This is a genomic window from Nocardioides sp. Z40_12, from assembly GCF_058215795.1.
The window spans coordinates 188510-203577 of sequence record NZ_JBZAJA010000005.1 but is presented as its reverse complement, the minus strand read 5'-3'; the positions used below and the strand labels follow the sequence as shown (position 1 = coordinate 203577).

General features: G+C 69.3%; 15 protein-coding genes. 8 read left to right on the top strand and 7 right to left on the bottom strand.

The window, feature by feature from the left end; all coding sequences use genetic code 11:
* The first annotated feature begins 7 nt into the window (after positions 1 to 7).
* A complete protein-coding gene (locus tag AC4BG9_RS11630) occupies positions 8 to 2347 on the top strand; it encodes an arylsulfatase (RefSeq protein WP_490571260.1) in 2340 nt (779 codons plus the stop codon).
* 56 nt (positions 2348 to 2403) lie between these two features.
* A complete protein-coding gene (locus tag AC4BG9_RS11625; protein ID WP_490571259.1) occupies positions 2404 to 4734 on the top strand; it encodes an arylsulfatase in 2331 nt (776 codons plus the stop codon).
* A gap of 121 nt (positions 4735 to 4855) precedes the next feature.
* On the opposite strand, the gene gmd is transcribed toward AC4BG9_RS11625, so the two are convergent.
* Positions 4856 to 5869, bottom strand: a complete 1014-nt coding sequence (gene gmd / locus AC4BG9_RS11620) for a GDP-mannose 4,6-dehydratase (protein WP_490571258.1) — start codon at positions 5867 to 5869, stop codon at positions 4856 to 4858.
* Positions 5870 to 5996: 127 nt separating this feature from the next.
* On the opposite strand from gmd, the gene AC4BG9_RS11615 reads away from it, so the two are divergent.
* The 4 genes from AC4BG9_RS11615 (at position 5997) to AC4BG9_RS11600 (ending at position 8594) form a co-directional block, all read left to right on the top strand.
* Positions 5997 to 6539, top strand: coding sequence for a dihydrofolate reductase family protein (locus AC4BG9_RS11615; protein ID WP_490571257.1), 543 nt, complete (start codon positions 5997 to 5999; stop codon positions 6537 to 6539).
* An 11-nt stretch (positions 6540 to 6550) separates the two neighbouring features.
* Complete coding sequence (gene galE, locus AC4BG9_RS11610) at positions 6551 to 7555, top strand: UDP-glucose 4-epimerase GalE (RefSeq protein ID WP_490571256.1); 1005 nt, start codon at positions 6551 to 6553, stop codon at positions 7553 to 7555.
* A gap of 63 nt (positions 7556 to 7618) precedes the next feature.
* Positions 7619 to 8083: a carboxymuconolactone decarboxylase family protein gene (locus AC4BG9_RS11605; protein WP_490571255.1), complete on the top strand. Its 465-nt coding sequence runs from the start codon at positions 7619 to 7621 to the stop codon at positions 8081 to 8083.
* Position 8084: 1 nt separating this feature from the next.
* Entirely contained in the window at positions 8085 to 8594 is a 510-nt protein-coding gene (locus tag AC4BG9_RS11600; protein WP_490571254.1) for a carboxymuconolactone decarboxylase family protein, read from the top strand.
* Positions 8595 to 8598: 4 nt separating this feature from the next.
* Here the strand turns inward: AC4BG9_RS11600 and AC4BG9_RS11595 are convergent, their stop codons facing one another.
* From AC4BG9_RS11595 to AC4BG9_RS11570, 6 genes are all read right to left on the bottom strand, one after another.
* Positions 8599 to 9252 carry a hypothetical protein gene (locus AC4BG9_RS11595; protein ID WP_490571253.1) on the bottom strand — a complete coding sequence of 218 codons (654 nt, stop codon included), beginning with the start codon at positions 9250 to 9252 and terminating at the stop codon, positions 8599 to 8601.
* A 209-nt stretch (positions 9253 to 9461) separates the two neighbouring features.
* Positions 9462 to 10004, bottom strand: a complete 543-nt coding sequence (locus AC4BG9_RS11590) for a hypothetical protein (RefSeq protein ID WP_490571252.1) — start codon at positions 10002 to 10004, stop codon at positions 9462 to 9464.
* A gap of 190 nt (positions 10005 to 10194) precedes the next feature.
* On the bottom strand, positions 10195 to 10515 hold the full coding sequence (locus tag AC4BG9_RS11585) for a hypothetical protein (RefSeq protein WP_490571251.1): 321 nt from the start codon (positions 10513 to 10515) through the stop codon (positions 10195 to 10197).
* A gap of 276 nt (positions 10516 to 10791) precedes the next feature.
* The gene (locus AC4BG9_RS11580; RefSeq protein ID WP_490571250.1) at positions 10792 to 11562 is read right to left on the bottom strand and encodes a hypothetical protein; all 771 of its coding nucleotides are present in this window, start codon (positions 11560 to 11562) and stop codon (positions 10792 to 10794) included.
* Positions 11563 to 11663: 101 nt separating this feature from the next.
* Positions 11664 to 12194 (bottom strand): hypothetical protein, encoded by a 531-nt coding sequence (locus AC4BG9_RS11575; protein ID WP_490571249.1) that lies wholly within the window; start codon positions 12192 to 12194, stop codon positions 11664 to 11666.
* 651 nt (positions 12195 to 12845) lie between these two features.
* Positions 12846 to 13367, bottom strand: coding sequence for a hypothetical protein (locus tag AC4BG9_RS11570; RefSeq protein ID WP_490571248.1), 522 nt, complete (start codon positions 13365 to 13367; stop codon positions 12846 to 12848).
* 219 nt (positions 13368 to 13586) lie between these two features.
* Between AC4BG9_RS11570 and AC4BG9_RS11565 the strand changes: the two genes are divergently transcribed.
* Both AC4BG9_RS11565 and AC4BG9_RS11560 read left to right on the top strand, forming a co-directional pair.
* Positions 13587 to 14369: an enoyl-CoA hydratase-related protein gene (locus AC4BG9_RS11565; protein ID WP_490571247.1), complete on the top strand. Its 783-nt coding sequence runs from the start codon at positions 13587 to 13589 to the stop codon at positions 14367 to 14369.
* On the top strand, positions 14366 to 15067 hold the full coding sequence (locus AC4BG9_RS11560; RefSeq protein ID WP_490571246.1) for a tyrosine-protein phosphatase: 702 nt from the start codon (positions 14366 to 14368) through the stop codon (positions 15065 to 15067). Before AC4BG9_RS11565 ends, AC4BG9_RS11560 begins: the two co-directional genes overlap by 4 nt.
* Position 15068: the final 1 nt, after the last annotated feature.

Sequence of the window (15068 nt, the reverse complement as noted above, 5' to 3'; positions counted from 1 at the left end):
ATCCTCAATGGACCGCACTCGCCTGCCGCACCACTTCACCACCGAGCCCGTCGAGGCTGCGGAGACCATCCAGCAGCAGACAGTCCCCTTCCCGCGCCCCGGCGTGCCGACCGCGCCGGAGGGGGCCCCGAACGTGCTGCTGATCCTCCTCGACGACATGGGGTTCGGTGCCTCCTCGGCGTTCGGCGGGCCTTGCGCGATGCCGGTCAGCGAGCAGCTCGCCGGGAACGGGCTGCGGTACAACCGGTTCCACACCACGGCGATCTGCTCGCCCACCCGGGCAGCCCTGCTCACCGGGCGCAACCACCACACGGTGGGGATGGGCAACCTGACCCACTTCGCCACCAATGCACCGGGCTACGACGCGATGCGCGAGCCCAGCCAAGGAACGCTGGCGCAGGTCCTCAAGCTCAACGGCTATGCCACCGGAGCGTTCGGCAAGTGGCACCAGACCCCGGACTGGGAGATCACTCCGGCCGGCCCCTTCGACCGGTGGCCGACCGGTGAGGGCTTCGAGAAGTTCTACGGGATCAACTCCGGGGAGTCGAGCCAGTTCACCCCGACCCTCTACGACGGCACCGCCGCCATCGACGTGCCTGGCACCGAGGAGGAGGGCTACCACTTCTCCGAAGACATGGTCGACCAGGCGAAGCAGTGGATCACCCAGGTTCGTCGCTCGAGCGACGACAAGCCGTGGTTCACCTACCTCTCCTTCGGCGCCACCCACGCGCCCTTCCACCTGCCGCGCGACTGGCGCGGGCGCAACCGCGGCGACTTCGCCGAGGGGTGGAACGCGCAGCGGGAGGCGACTCTGGCGCGGCAGAAGGAGCTCGGTGTGGTGCCCCCCGAGACCGAGCTGGCCCCGTGGACCCCCGGCGTACCGCTCTGGGACGAGCTCACACCGGTCGAGCAGGAGGCCGCCCAGCTCTTGATGGAGGCCTACGCCGCCTTCGCCGAGCACACCGACGCCCAGATCGGTCGGCTGGTGGACTTCCTGCGGGAGACCGGCGAGCTCGACAACACGCTGCTGGTCTACGTGCTCGGCGACAACGGCGCCGCGGCCGAGGGGGGTCTCGGCGGCACTCTCAACGAGCACCTCACGATCAACGGGCTCGTCGAGGACCCGCAGCGAGTCGTGGACCAGGCCGACCTGATCGGCGGCCCGGAGACCTACCCGCACTACCCGGTGGGCTGGGCGGTGGCGATGAACGCCCCCTTCCAGTGGACGAAGCAGGCGGCCTCCCACTTCGGCGGCACCCGCAACGGGATGATCGTGCACTGGCCGGCCGGGTTCGAGGCCCGCGGCGAGCTCCGCGAGCAGTTCACCCACGTGATCGACGTGCTGCCCACGATCCTTGAGGCCGCCGGGCTGCCCCAGCCCGAGGAGCTGCTCGGTGTCGCCCAGGACCCGATCGAGGGCGTCTCGTTCCGGCACACCTTCGAGGACCGCGAGGCAGAGGACCGGCACACCACGCAGTATTTCGAGATCTTCGGCAACCGGGCGATCTACGACAACGGCTGGACCGCCGTCAGCAAGCACCGCACCCCCTGGGAGATCGCGAGCCGCGAAGCGCTGACCTTCGCCGACGACCGCTGGGAGCTCTATGACACCAACACCGACTGGGCGCAGGCCCACGACCTCGCTGACCAGCTCCCCGAGAAGCTCGCCGAACTGCAGGAGCTCTTCCTGACCGAGGCCCGCAAGTACCACGTGCTGCCGCTGGACGACCGGGTCGGGAAGTTCCCGGTGGCCGGCGAGCAGGGGCCGCCGACGCTCCCCAGCGAGATCAGCGTCACCCTCACCCCGGCCGACCGTTACGTCGGGATGCGTGGCACCCCGCGGCTCACGTCCACCTCCTACCGGATCACCGTCGACTTCACCGCTGAGAGCGACGCCAGCGACGGCGTCCTCGTCGCGCACGGTGGGTCGCCTGGCGGGCTGGCGGTCCACCTCGTCGCGGGACAGGTGCGCTACGTGCACAACCGACTGGGGGTCGACTGGACGAGCGTGGTCTCCGACGAGCCGGTGCCGGCGGGACGGCACCTCCTGGACGTGCTCTTCCACTTCGACGGTGACGCGTTCGGTGCGGGCGGGACGGTCGAGCTGTGGCTCGACGGGGCCCTTGCCGGGCAGGGGCGGCTGGCGCAGACCACCCCGATGACCTTCTCCACCAACGAGACCACCAACGTCGGGATCGACCGCGGCTCACCGGTCGCCCAGGACTACGCCCGTGGGGCCGGGAACCCCTACACCGGCACGGTGCACACGGTGACCCTCGTCTCCGGGCCCGACTCGCTCGAGGTCTCCCTTGCCGACCAGTTGCGCGCCGAGCTGGTGAGCCAGTGAGCGCCACCCCCGACACACGATCCGCCGCCGCCCGCCGTCCCCCCGAGGAGACCTCGATGAACCGGACCGACCTTCCGATCGTGCTGAGCCGCCCCGACGTCGAGGCCCAGCACGACTACCGTCAGCAGGCCACCCCGTTCCCGGCGCCCGCCCGGGTGGAGGCGCCCGACGGTGCCCCCAACGTGCTGGTGGTCCTCCTGGACGACATGGGCTTCGGCGCCTCTTCCGCCTTCGGTGGGCCCTGCGCGATGCCGGTCGCCGAGCAGCTGGCCGAGGACGGCCTGCGGTTCAACCGGTTCCACACCACCGCGATCTGCTCGCCCACCCGGGCGGCGCTGCTCACAGGGCGCAACCACCACAGCGTGGGGATGGGCGTCGTCACCGACTTCGCCTCCACCGCGCCTGGCTACACCGGGATCCGACCGCTTGACGCCGCCCCCCTGGCACGGGTGCTCAAGGAGAACGGCTACGCCACGGGCGTCTTCGGCAAGTGGCACCAGATCCCGCAGGAGGAGATCACCCACGTCGGTCCCTTCACGCACTGGCCCACCGAGGAGGGGTTCGACAAGTTCTACGGCATCATCGGCGGCGCCGACGACCAGTTCCACCCGGCCCTCTTCGACGGCACGACGCAGGTCGAGCCACCGCGCACGCCTGAGGAGGGCTACCACCTCTCCGAGGACCTGGTGGACCGGGCGGCCGACTGGATCGACTCGGTCCGCAGCGTGGACCGGGGGAAGCCGTGGTTCGCCTACCTGCCGTTCGGCGCCACCCACTCGCCCTTCCAGGTCCCGGAGTCGTGGAAGGACCGGTACCGCGGCCAGTTCTCGCACGGCTGGGACGAGCAGCGTGAGCGCACCCTGGCGAAGCAGAAGGAACTGGGAGTGGTGCCCCCCGAGACGGCGCTCACCGCCTGGCCCGACGGCGCTCCGCACTGGGACGAGCTCACCGAGACCGAGCGGGCGGTGGCCGAGAGACTGATGGAGGTCTACGCCGCCTTCGCCGAGCACACCGACGCACAGGTGGGGCGGCTCGTCGATCACCTGCGTGAGAGCGGCGAGCTCGAGAACACGCTCGTCCTCTACATCCTCGGCGACAACGGGGCGTCCTGCGAGGGTCGCCAGACCGGCACGTTCAACGAGCAGCGCACCTACAACGGGCTCCCCGAGACCGCCGAGGAGATCTTCGAGCGGCTCGACGAGATCGGCGATCCGACCAGCTACGCCAACTACCCCGTGGGCTGGGCGCTGGCCATGGACACGCCGTTCCAGTGGACCAAGCAGGTGGCCTCGCACTTCGGTGGCACCCGCAACGGCCTGGTCGTCCACTGGCCGGCGGGCATCGCCGACCGCGGCGCGCTCCGGACCCAGTGGCACCACGTGATCGACGTGGCACCCACCGTGCTGGAAGCCGCGGGGATCCCGCACCCGGAGCGGGTCGACGGGATCGTGCAGCGCCCGATCGAGGGCACGTCGATGCTCTATGCGCTGCGAGACGGTGCTGCCGCCGACCGTCACCTCACGCAGTACTTCGAGATCTTCGGCAACCGGGGTATCTACCACCAGGGATGGACGGCGGTCACCAAGCACCGGTCGCCCTGGGATCTCTCCAACACCGATCCCATCCCCTTCGAGGACGACGTCTGGGAGCTCTACGACATCACCCGGGACTTCTCCCAGGCGCGGGACCTCGCGGCCGAGGAGCCCGAGCGGCTCGCTGCGCTGCAGGAGCTCTTCCTCGAGCAGGCCCGGATCCACCAGGTGCTCCCGCTGGACGACCGGGGGATCGAGCGGATCGACGCCGGGATCGCAGGCCGCAGGGTCAACGACGTGGGCAACCGGGTCACCCTCCCGCCCACCACCCGTCGGCTGCCCTCCGCCTCGTTCCCGAACGTCTCCAACCGGAGCTTCCGGTTCACCGTGCCCTTGATCGCCGACTCCGACGACTCCGACGGGGTGCTGGTGAGTCTGGGCAGCTCGTTCAACGGCCTGTCGTTCTACGTGCGCCAGGGGATCCTCACCTTCGCGCACAACCTGTGCAGCCTCGAGACGACGCACGTGCGGGCCAACCGACCGCTCCCGGCGGGGGAGCACGTGGCGGAGTACGAGTTCGAGTACGACGGTGGCGGGCTGGGCCGGTCGGGTGTCGGAAGGCTCTTCCTCGACGGGGTACTTCTCGGGGAGGGGAGAGTGCCGAGGACAGCGATGTTCGGCGCGGGGCGGCTCACCGTCGGGGCGAACCCCGGGACGCCCGTGACCGATGACTACTCCCGCGGCGACGAGTATCGCTACACCGGCTCGATCGGCCGGGTCGTTCTGGTCACGGAGCAGGCAGCAGCGACTCCGTCAGCCGCGCAGCGGCTCGAAGCGGAGCTCGTCACCCATTGACCGCACCTGCGGTGGGTGGGTCCGAGACCTGATCTGCGAGGCCCTCGCTCCGGATGACGATGATCCGGAGCGGGGGCCCGAAGTTCGTGCGGGTCGGACACCCCGATGACGACCTGCCGGCTCACTTCCAGCCGGCCTTGAGAGCCTCGATGTCGGCCTCGACCATCATGGTGATCAACTCGGGGAAAGCCACCTTCGGCTCCCAGCCCAACACCTCGCGCGCCTTGCTCGCGTCGCCGACGACGCTCTCCACGTCCGCCGGGCGGCGGAAGCGCTCGTCCTGGCGCACGAAGCGCTGCCAGTCGTCGATCCCCACGTGACCGAACGCGATCTCGACCAGGTCCCGGATGGAGTGGGAGACGCCGGTGGCGATCACGTAGTCGTCTGGTTCGTCCTGCTGGAGCATCCGCCACATCGCCTCGACGTAGTCGCCGGCGAACCCCCAGTCGCGCCGCGCGTCGAGGTTGCCCAGCACCAGCTCGTCCTGGAGCCCCAGGTGGATCTTCGCGACCGCCTTGGTGACCTTGCGGGTCACGAACTCCTCGCCCCGGCGCGGTGACTCGTGGTTGAAGAGGATCCCCGAGGAGGCGTGCATGCCGTAGGACTCGCGGTAGTTGATGGTCATGTAGTGGCCGAAGACCTTGCTCACGCCGTAGGGCGAGCGCGGCCACAGCAGCGTCGTCTCGCGCTGCGGGGTCTCCTGGACCTTGCCGAACATCTCCGAGCTCGACGCCTGGTAGAAGCGGACTGCTCTGGGTTCGCTGCGACAGTGGAGGCGGACAGCCTCCAGCATGGTGAGGACGCCGGTCGCGGTGACGTTGGCGGTCTGCACCGCGTTCTCCCACGAGCCGGCCACGAAGGTGATCGCCCCGAGGTTGTAGACCTCCTCGGGTTGCGACAGGTTGAGCGCGCGCATCAGGCTCGACATGTCGGTCAGGTCGCCGTTGTGCAGGTGCACGTCGGGGACCAGTTGCTCGACCAGCTCGCGGCGCGGATTGTTCTGGCCGCGGATCACCCCGTGCACCTCGTAGCCCTTGGCCAGCAGCAGCTCGGCCAGGTAGAGGCCGTCCTGGCCGGTGATGCCGGTGATCAGGGCACGCGGCTGCTCGCCACCAGGGTTGTCGGGCTGCGTCATGCGGAGCAGTCTCGCAGTCTGACGTCCAGTCGGGCGCGGGGGTGGAGGGTCTGCGCGGATGAGATGTCTGCGCACGTGGACACACTGGTCACGCGGCCGTCCGGCTGCCAGACAGGGGAGGGCTCCCATGACCCGCACGACCTACTACACCGCCACCACCCTCGACGGCTTCCTCGCCGACGAGCACGACTCGCTGGCCTGGCTCTTCGAGCAGGAGATCGACGAGCGCGGGCCGATGAACTACGACGACTTCTATGCCCGCATCGGGGCGTTGGCGATGGGCGCCACCACCTATCAGTGGATCGTCGACCACATGGCCGAGACCGGGGAGAAGTGGGCCTACACGATCCCCAGCTGGGTCTTCACCCACCGCGACCTGAACGCCGTGGGGGAGCGGATCACCTTCACCGCCGCGCCGGTGGAGGAGGTGCACGCCGCCATGGTCGAGGCCGCCGAGGGACGTGACCTGTGGGTGGTCGGCGGGGGAGACCTGGCCGCCCAGTTCGCCGAGCGGGGGCTGCTGGACGACGTCGTGGTCTCCATCGCGCCCGTGACGCTCGGCGCCGGGCGGCCGCTCTTCCCGCGAGCCTTCGACCTGCGGCTGGTCGAGCACGACCGCAACGGCGCCTTCCTCTGTGCGCGCTACGAGGTGGTCGGGCCCCGCCGCTAGGGTGGACGACCATGAAGATCCTCGTCACCGGCGGCGCCGGCTACATCGGCACCATCACCTGCAAGGCGCTCGAGCAGGCCGGCCACACCCCTGTCGTACTCGACTCGCTCTTCAGCGGCCCGCGGGCCTTCGTGGGCGACCGGATCTTCTACGAGGGCGACATCGCCGACCGTGAGCTGCTGCGCCGGATCTTCGCCGAGCACCCCGACATCGAGGCGACCATCCACATGGCGGCGCGGATCCTCGTGCCCGAGTCGATGAAGCTGCCCTACGAGTACTACCGCGACAACGTCGCGAAGTCGCTGGAGCTCTTCGACGAGCTCGTCGCGCTCGGCAAGCCGCGGGTGCTCTTCTCCTCCTCGGCCTCCCTGTACGCCGAGAAGGCCGACTTCGAGGTCACCGAGGAGGACCCGCTCGCGCCCGGCTCGCCGTACGCCCGCACCAAGCGGATGATGGAGCAGGTGCTGCAGGACATGGCCGAGGCCACCTCGCTGCGCGCGATCATCCTGCGCTACTTCAACCCCGTCGGCTCCGACCCCGACCTGGAGTCCGGCATCTACGTGCGCGAGCCCTCCCACGTGCTCGGCCAGCTGGTGATGGCCGCCCGCGGCCTCAAGGACGCCTTCACCATCACCGGCGTCGAGCACCCGACCCGCGACGGCACCGGCATCCGCGACTACATCCACGTCTGGGACCTCGCGAAGGCCCATGTGCGCGCGGTCGAGCGGTTCGACGCCGTCCTGGCGGCCGAGGACGCGCCCAGCACGGTGATCAACGTCGGGATGGGCCAAGGGACGACGGTGCGCGAGCTCGTCGCCTCCTTCGAGCGGGTCTTCGGGCAGCCGGTGCCGGTCCGGGAGGCGCCGCCGCGCCCGGGTGACGCGGTCGGCGCGTTCGCGAATGTCGACAAGTCCTCGCGCCTGCTGGACTGGAAGACCGAGCTCACCCTCGACGACGCCATCGCCTCCGCACTGGCCTGGGGCGAGAAGCGCAAGGAGATCCTCGGCTACGAGTGAGCCGTTGACCTACCGGCGAGTCGGTGGAAGATTGATGCGCATGGAATCTCCCCGGCAGACGCGATGAGCGCCCTGGCCCCGGGCGGCTACGCCCACCGCAGGGCTCCTGAGCTGGTCGAGGAGCTGCTCGCCATGAAGGACGTGGCCTCGGCGACGAGCCGTGGCCCCGAGGTCGAGCTGTGCCTGCTGCGGATGCGGCAGATGCACTCCGGCGACGGCACGGCGTCCGTCGTCCCGGCGCCCGCCGAGGTGGACCCGGCGAAGGTGGCGGCGCTGTCCCAGTGGTGGGAGTCCGACCTGTTCGGCGAGCACGAGCGGGCCTGCCTCAACCTCACCGAGCAGTTCGTGCTGTCGGTGAGCGCGGTGTCGCAGGTCGACATCGACGCCCTGAAGCCGGCGTGGTCCGAGGAGCAGGTCTACGACTTCGTGATGGCGCTCTACGTCCAGGACCTCTCCTCGCGGGCCGACCTGGTGCTCGCCTCGATCTTCGACGACCAGCGGGTCGGCGACCAGGGCCTGGGAGGCTGACATGGAGACCATGAAGCCGCGCCTCGACATCCTCGAGCGGAACTCCGGACGCCGCGGCACCCCGCTCGACCGGGCGATCCGCAGCTATGCGCGGGTCGCCGTCCGCCAGGGCGGTCTCGACAGCCTGGTCACCGAGGCGGTCCGGCTGCGCTGTGCCCGCGTCCACGACTGTCGCCTGTGCCAGTCGCTGCGGTCGAGCGACGCCCTCGCCGCCGGCTTCGACGACGAGACCAGCGCCGCCATCGACCGCTACGAGACGAGCGACCTGCCCGAACGGGTCAAGGTCGCGCTGCGCCTGACCGACGCGATGATCTTCACCCCGGTCGGCGTCTCCCAGCAGCTGCGCGCCCAGCTGCTCGAGCACTTCTCCCCGGAGGAGGTCATCGAGATCGTCGGCGACATCGTGAAGTGGAGCAGCCAGAAGTCGCTGGTGGCCCTGCGGATGGAGTCCCCCGTCGAGGGCCGGAACGTCCTGACCTTCGACGAGCGCGGCGACCACGTCCTGAGCTGACCCCTCAGCGCACCAGGGTGGGTCGGGCCTCCAGAACGGTGAGTTCCTGGGGGGTGCCGGTGATGGTGCGGGTGTCGGGGATGTCTTGCCAGGTGGGGTCGTCGCCGACGCGGTAGCGGCCTTTGTAGGTGACATCGAGGCGTGGACGGACTTTGGTGTCGGCCTGGGTGTAGCGGTGGGTGATCGCGTCGTCGGGCAGGGCCGCCCCGCCCTCGGGGAAGGGGGCACCGCCGTGGGTGGTGGTGGTCGTGCTGGCGTCGTCCGGGTGGGCTCCGGGGCTGGTGTCCCAGGTCCAGGCGAAGGAGACAGGACTGGCCTCGATGGTCACCGGGTAGCCCAACAGACTGACCGACCGGGTCTCGGGGGTGGTGGACGGGGTGGAGAAGACCGTGTCGAGGTTGACCAGGGTCTCCCCGCCACCCGGTTGGACGACGAGGGTGGCCGCCGGCCACTCGAGCGTCGCGAAGGCGACGGCTACCTCTTCGGGACCGGGCTGACCCTGGACGTTGACCTCGTTCTCCTCTCCCAGGCACACGTGGCTGTCGAACGTCCAGGGGCCGCCGGCGCGGAGTCGGCGATCGACCAGGTAGCGCCCGGTCGCAGACGCCTCGTCGCAGTAGGCAGGGCGGTCACAAGGCCCCTCGTCGATGGGGCGCACCCCCGTCTCCAGGTCTTGGCAGAGCCTCCTGACGCGATATTCGTACTCGCTGATCGTGCTGATGATGCGCTCGCGGGTGTCTTCGGGCGTGCGAGTGCACGCCACGCTCACGTCACGGAAAGACACGTCTGTGCTGCATGCGTCGGCGGCTGGGTTTGGCACCGGGGCCGGATTCAGCGAACTGACGAGGAGGAGGACTGCTGCGAGGCTCACAGCGGCCTACGAGACAGGTCGACGAGCGTGAAACCCTCAGGCGTTCGCCGGAGGGTGAGCATGTACTTGGTCTTGCCGCCGGCCAAGCGTTCCACGGGCGCGGTGCTTGCACTCTTGTAGCGGGTGGGTGCGACGGTCACCCAGATGTCGTAGCTGCGGGGCGACATCTTCTCGAGCTTGGTGATCTCCATGCCGTCCCACTCGACGAACCCCCCGGCTGCGTACATCTCCTCGATGCGGTCAGCGGTTTCGCGGCATGGTGCGCACTCACTGGCGATCTGGTTGTGCGCCCTGGTGTCTCCGGTGTTGTGCATCTCCAGGTCCGTGTCTACCCACCGCTGGATGAACTCCTCGGGCGTCTCCTCGACACCCGCCTCCGCCTCCGCCTCCGCCTCCGCCTCCGACGGTGACACCGACGCCGACGGCTGGGCGAACTTGGGCTCCGCGTCCTCCGCACATCCACCGAGGGAGAGCGCCAGGGCCCCAGCGAGGAGGACGAGCGAGCGTCGCGCGGACGGGCCTGGTCGTCGTACAGACATGGAGTACCTCCCCCGGAAGAGCCGTGCGCGATCGACAGTAGGGGCAGCCCTTCGGCCCTGCCCGGGGCTGTCCACAGGCGTCCCGCGTGGGAACGGGGAGACCGCCGGAAGATCCCCAATCCGGGGGAGAGTGAGGAGGCCCCACGAAGGAGCGTGGGTTGCAGAGTCCAGAGTCCAGAGGGCAGCGCAGTCATTGGACTGGGCGAAGGACGATGTCGGAAACCAGGAAACCATCGGGGGTGGCTTCAAGTTCGAACTGATATTTCGTCCGGCCGCCGGAGTAGGTCTTGAGTGCCGCGGACCGCGACGCTTTGTACCGAGTGGGAGCCGCATCGATCCAGACTTCGAACACGGAAGGCGAGCGCCTCTTGATTCGTTGGATCGTCATCCCGTCCCACTCGATGAAGCCGCCTGCCGAGTAATAGGCGTCGACCCTTTCCACCAACGTGTGGCAGGCACTGCACTCCGCGATGATGGCTTCGTAGGCCGCGGTCTCCCCGGTGCTGAGCATGTCTCGCTCGGTCCTCGCCCAGCGCTGGATGAATTCCTCGGGCGTCTCCTCGGCACTCGGAGAGGGGGTCGACGGGGACGACGACGTTGACGCCAACTCGGACGGTCCAGCGGACTCGCGCTCGGGATCGTCCGCACACCCACTGAGCGTGAGCGCTAGGGCTCCTGCGAGGAGTACGGGCGCGCGTCCCGCGGAGGAGCGTGGGCGTCGTGCAGACATGGAGATCCTGTCCAGAGGTGCGCCCCGACCTCCTGGGCGGACGTTCCGCGCACGCGGTCAGCGCACCAGGGTGGGTCGGGCCTCCAGGACGGTGAGTTCCTGGCGGGTGCCGGTGATGGTGCGGGTGTCGGGGATGTCTTGCCAGGTGGGGTCGTCGCCGACGCGGTAGCGGCCTTTGTAGGTGACGTCGAGGCGTGGACGGACTTTGGTGTCGGCCTGGGTGTAGCGGTGGGTGATCGCGTCGTCGGGTAGGGCCGCCCCGCCCTCGGGGAAGGGGGCGCCGCCGTGGGTGGTGCTCAGGGGGGTGGTCTCGCCCTTGGGGGTGCCGTCGGCGTTGGTGTCCCAGTGCCAGGTGAACTCGATGGGGGTCGCTTCGATGGTGACGGTGCGGCCCAGCAGGGTGATCGGTTGGGTGACTGGTTCGGTGGAGCCGGTGTAGAAGATGGTGTCGAGGTTGACCAGGGTCTCGCCGTCGGCGGGTTGGATGTTGAGGGTGGCGGGGTCCCAGTCGAGGGTCTCGAAGGCTGAGGCGACCAGTTCGCCGCTGATGCCGCGGCCGTTGACGTTGATCTCTTCGCCTTCGCCCAGGCAGGCGATGCCGGCGACCTCCCAGGGGCCGCCGATGAGGAGTTGTCGTTCGATCCGGAACTGGAAGGTGTCAGGCGGTGTGGCGCAGGCGAGCTGGGCCTGGATGGCGACGCACCAGTTCCTCTCGTCCATCTCCTTGCAGATGGGGTGCAGGGCATAGCGGTACTGCTGCACCGTGCGGTCGATGAAGTTCTGGGTCTCGGCGAAGGACCGCTCGCAGATCGCCGACACCTCGTGCATCCCGACGTTGTCTTCGCACCCGCCGTCGCCCAAGGCTGGTGCGGGGGCGAGGGATGAGAGGCCAGAAGAAGCCAGGAGCATCGCCGCAAATATGAGAGCCATCAACGCTCGACCTCTACGAAATCGTCGAGCACGTGGCCGCCGTTACCTTGGCCCACTCGTAGGCGGTAGACGCTGCGTCCGCCAGGAAGGCCTTCCCGCTTCCCAGCGCTGGACCTCTTGAACACCGTGGGTGACACCGTCACGGCAACTTCGAAATAGCCATCACCGACGGGCTTGATGCGTCGGATCTTGTACCCGTCCCAGCGGACGAAGCCGCCGTCGGCGTAGTACTGCTCGATGTCCCTGATCAGGCGACCGCATGATTCGCACGGACCGGTTATCGCCTTGTAGGCATCGGTCTCCCCGGTGTTGAGCATCTCTCGCTCGGTCTCGGCCCAGCGCTGAATGAACTCCTCGGGCGTCTCCTCGACACTCGCCGCGGTCGCAGACGGAGGCGAGGACACCGACGCCGACGGCTCGGCGAACTTGGGCTCCGCATCCTCCGCACACCCACCGAGGGAGAGCGCCAGGGCCCCAGCGAGGAGGACGAGCGAGCGTCGCGCGGACGGGCCTGGTCGTCGTACAGACATGGAGTACCTCCCCCGGAAGAGCCGTGCGCGATCGACAGTAGGGGCAGCCCTCGGCCCTGCCCGGGGCTGTCCACAGGCGTCCCACGTGGGAACGGGGAGACCGCCGGAAGATCCCCAATCCGGGGGAGAGTGAGGAGGCCCCACGAAGGAGCGTGGGTTGCAGAGTCCAGAGTCCAGAGGGCAGCGCAGTCATTGGACTGGGCGCAGGACGATGTCGGAAACCAGGAAACCCCACTCGAGCGTCGCGAAGGCGACGGCTACCTCTTCGGGACCGGGCTCACCCTGGACGTTGACCTCGTTCTCCTCTCCGAGACACACGTGGCTGTCGAACGTCCAGGGGCCGCCGGCGCGGAGCCGGCGATCGACCAGGTAGCGCCCGGTCGCAGACGCCTCGCAGTAGGCAGGGCGGTCACAAGGCCCCTCGTCGATGGGGCGCACCCCCGTCTCCAGGTCTTGGCAGAGCCTCCTGACGCGATATTCGTACTCGCTGATCGTGCTGTTGATGCGCGCCTGTGTTTCGCCCGCAGACCGCCCGCATGTCCTCCCCACATTGTTGAGGTCTGTCTGGTCCTCACATCCCGCTCGCAGACCCAGCTCCTGTGGGCACTGCCGGGCTCACGGTGAGGAGGATCGCCAGAAAGGCAACGAAGCTCATAGTGGCCTGCGCGCCATGTCGACCAGCATGAAGCTCTCACCGTCGCGCTGGAGGGTGAGTACGTACTTGGTGCGCCCGCCGTTAAAGCGCTCAACTGGTGCGGAAGCTGACGACTTGTAGCGTGTGGGGGCCGACGTCACCCACACGTCGTAGCGGCGGGGATAGAGCTTCTCGATCTTCGTGATCTCCATGCCGTCCCACTCGACGAAACCGCCTGCCGAATGGATCGCGTCGATGCGCTCGGCAGTGGAGATACACAGTGCGCATTCCCGCGTGATCTGTCGGTACTCGGACGTGTTTCCCGTGGTCTGCATTTCGTGGTTGGACTCGGCCCAGCGCTGGATGAACTCCTCCGGCGTCTCCGCCTGCGCAGCCTCGCTCGCCGCGGACGCGGAGGGGGAGGAGGACGCTGACTCGGTGGGCTCGGCGATCCGGGGGACAGGCTCGTCCTCGGCGCATCCGGCGACCGCGAGCGAGAGAGCTGCCAGCAGCGTGGCGAGCGTGCGACGTACGGCCATGGTGTTCCCCTCCGAACGGACCGGTGCGCGTCGAGACTAGGGAGGATCGAGCGTCCCGTTCCCCGCTGTCCACACGCGTGGGGGGCGCTCAGGCGGGTGCGGGCGAGGGCGCCGGTCAGGTTCCCCGATCTGGGGTAGGTGGGGTCCGCCCGAAGCGGTGCCCGGGCCTCAGTCAGGACCCGGTGCCGAGCCCGGGACCGGCTTCCCTAGTCTGGGGTCGTGAACGATCCTGAGTTGTTGGTGACCAAGGCGGACGGCGTCGTGACGGTGGTCTTCAACCGTCCGCAACGGCACAACGCCTTCACGAAGGCGATGTACGGCGAGCTGCGCGAGCTCTGCGAGGACCTGCAGAACCGCCCGGAGGTGCGGGTCCTGGTGCTGCGGGGCGCCGGCGGCCGGGCGTTCGCGGCGGGCAACGAGATCTCCGACTTCCTCGAGGCCGACGCCGTCGCCTACGAGGAGTGGATCCGCGAGCTGCTCGGGCTGCTCTTCGCGGTGCCCCAGGTGACCGTCGCGGCCATCGACGGCTTCTGCGTCGGCGGCGGGCTCGCCGTCGCCACCCACTGCGACATCCGGATCGCCACCCCCGAGTCGCGCTTCGGCTACCCGATCGCCAAGACCCTCGGCAACGCGCTCGCCGCCCCGATCGTGCACCGCTGCGCCGCGGTCTTCGGCGAGTCCCTGACCCGCAAGATGCTGCTCACCGGCCGCCTCGTCGACGCCGAGCGGGCCTTCTCCGTCGGCGCCCTCACCGAGATCACCGAGGACCTCAACGGCACCCTCGACGAGCTGGTCGGCGAGATCATCGGCGCCTCCGCCACCACCCAGCGCGCCACCAAGCAGCAGCTCCACGCCCGCGCCACCGAGCAGGAGCACGCACCCGCCTTCGACGAGGAGCTCCTGCGCGAGGTCTACACGGGCGAGGACTTCGCCGAGGGCGTCCGCGCGTTCCTCGCCAAGGAGAAGCCGCAGTTCGCCAAGAAGGTCCTGGACGAGGAATGACGGCACCCGGGGCGGACCGGCTGGTCAACCTCCGCGACCTCGGCGGCCTGCCGGTCGCCGGCGGCGGGGTGACCCGGCACGGGGTGCTCTACCGCAGCGACGCCCCCCACCCCGACGACCGCGACCCCGAGCACGTCGCGCACTGGCCCCCGGCCACCGTCGTCGACCTGCGGATGGAGCGCGAGGCCAACCGGGTGCCGTACTCCCTGGAGGGCGCCGAGCGGATCCTGCACCCGCTCCACGAGGCCGCCGCCCCGGAGAACATCCGCGACGCCGCCATCGGCGAGCTCTACCGGCACATCCTCGACTCCGCCGCCGACCGGGTCGCCGCCGCGGCCGGGATCGTGGTCACCCGGCCGGGCCCCGCCCTGGTGCACTGCACCGCCGGCAAGGACCGCACCGGGATCGTGGTCGCCGCCCTGCTCCTCAGCTCCGGAGTCGCCCGCGCCGACGTCATCGCCGACTATGCGCTGACCGGCGACAACATGGACGCCGTGGTCGCGCGCATCCGCAAGCACCACAACCCCACCCGCAAGCCGGTCAACCCCCAGTGGCTGCTCACCTCCGCCGAGGCGATGGCCGAAGTCGTCGAGGTGATCGACGACCCCCGGCACGGCGGCGCGCGCGGCTGGCTGGTCGAGCACGGGACCCCCGAGGCCGCGCTGGACGACTGGACGGCCGGCTTCCGCGAGGGGTGAG

Bases quoted from the DNA above. Each gene is read 5' to 3' on its own strand.
- AC4BG9_RS11605 (WP_490571255.1), top strand. From the start codon at position 7,619: ATGAGCGCCCTGGCCCCGGGCGGCTACGCCCACCGCAGGGCTCCTGAG.
- AC4BG9_RS11600 (WP_490571254.1), top strand. From the start codon at position 8,085: ATGGAGACCATGAAGCCGCGCCTCGACATCCTCGAGCGGAACTCCGGA.
- AC4BG9_RS11615 (WP_490571257.1), top strand. From the start codon at position 5,997: ATGACCCGCACGACCTACTACACCGCCACCACCCTCGACGGCTTCCTC.
- AC4BG9_RS11580 (WP_490571250.1), bottom strand. From the start codon at position 11,562: ATGCACGAGGTGTCGGCGATCTGCGAGCGGTCCTTCGCCGAGACCCAG.
- AC4BG9_RS11630 (WP_490571260.1), top strand. From the start codon at position 8: ATGGACCGCACTCGCCTGCCGCACCACTTCACCACCGAGCCCGTCGAG.
- gmd (WP_490571258.1), bottom strand. From the start codon at position 5,869: ATGACGCAGCCCGACAACCCTGGTGGCGAGCAGCCGCGTGCCCTGATC.
- AC4BG9_RS11590 (WP_490571252.1), bottom strand. From the start codon at position 10,004: ATGTCTGTACGACGACCAGGCCCGTCCGCGCGACGCTCGCTCGTCCTC.
- galE (WP_490571256.1), top strand. From the start codon at position 6,551: ATGAAGATCCTCGTCACCGGCGGCGCCGGCTACATCGGCACCATCACC.
- AC4BG9_RS11575 (WP_490571249.1), bottom strand. From the start codon at position 12,194: ATGTCTGTACGACGACCAGGCCCGTCCGCGCGACGCTCGCTCGTCCTC.
- AC4BG9_RS11585 (WP_490571251.1), bottom strand. From the start codon at position 10,515: ATGCTCAGCACCGGGGAGACCGCGGCCTACGAAGCCATCATCGCGGAG.
- AC4BG9_RS11570 (WP_490571248.1), bottom strand. From the start codon at position 13,367: ATGGCCGTACGTCGCACGCTCGCCACGCTGCTGGCAGCTCTCTCGCTC.
- AC4BG9_RS11560 (WP_490571246.1), top strand. From the start codon at position 14,366: ATGACGGCACCCGGGGCGGACCGGCTGGTCAACCTCCGCGACCTCGGC.
- AC4BG9_RS11625 (WP_490571259.1), top strand. From the start codon at position 2,404: ATGAACCGGACCGACCTTCCGATCGTGCTGAGCCGCCCCGACGTCGAG.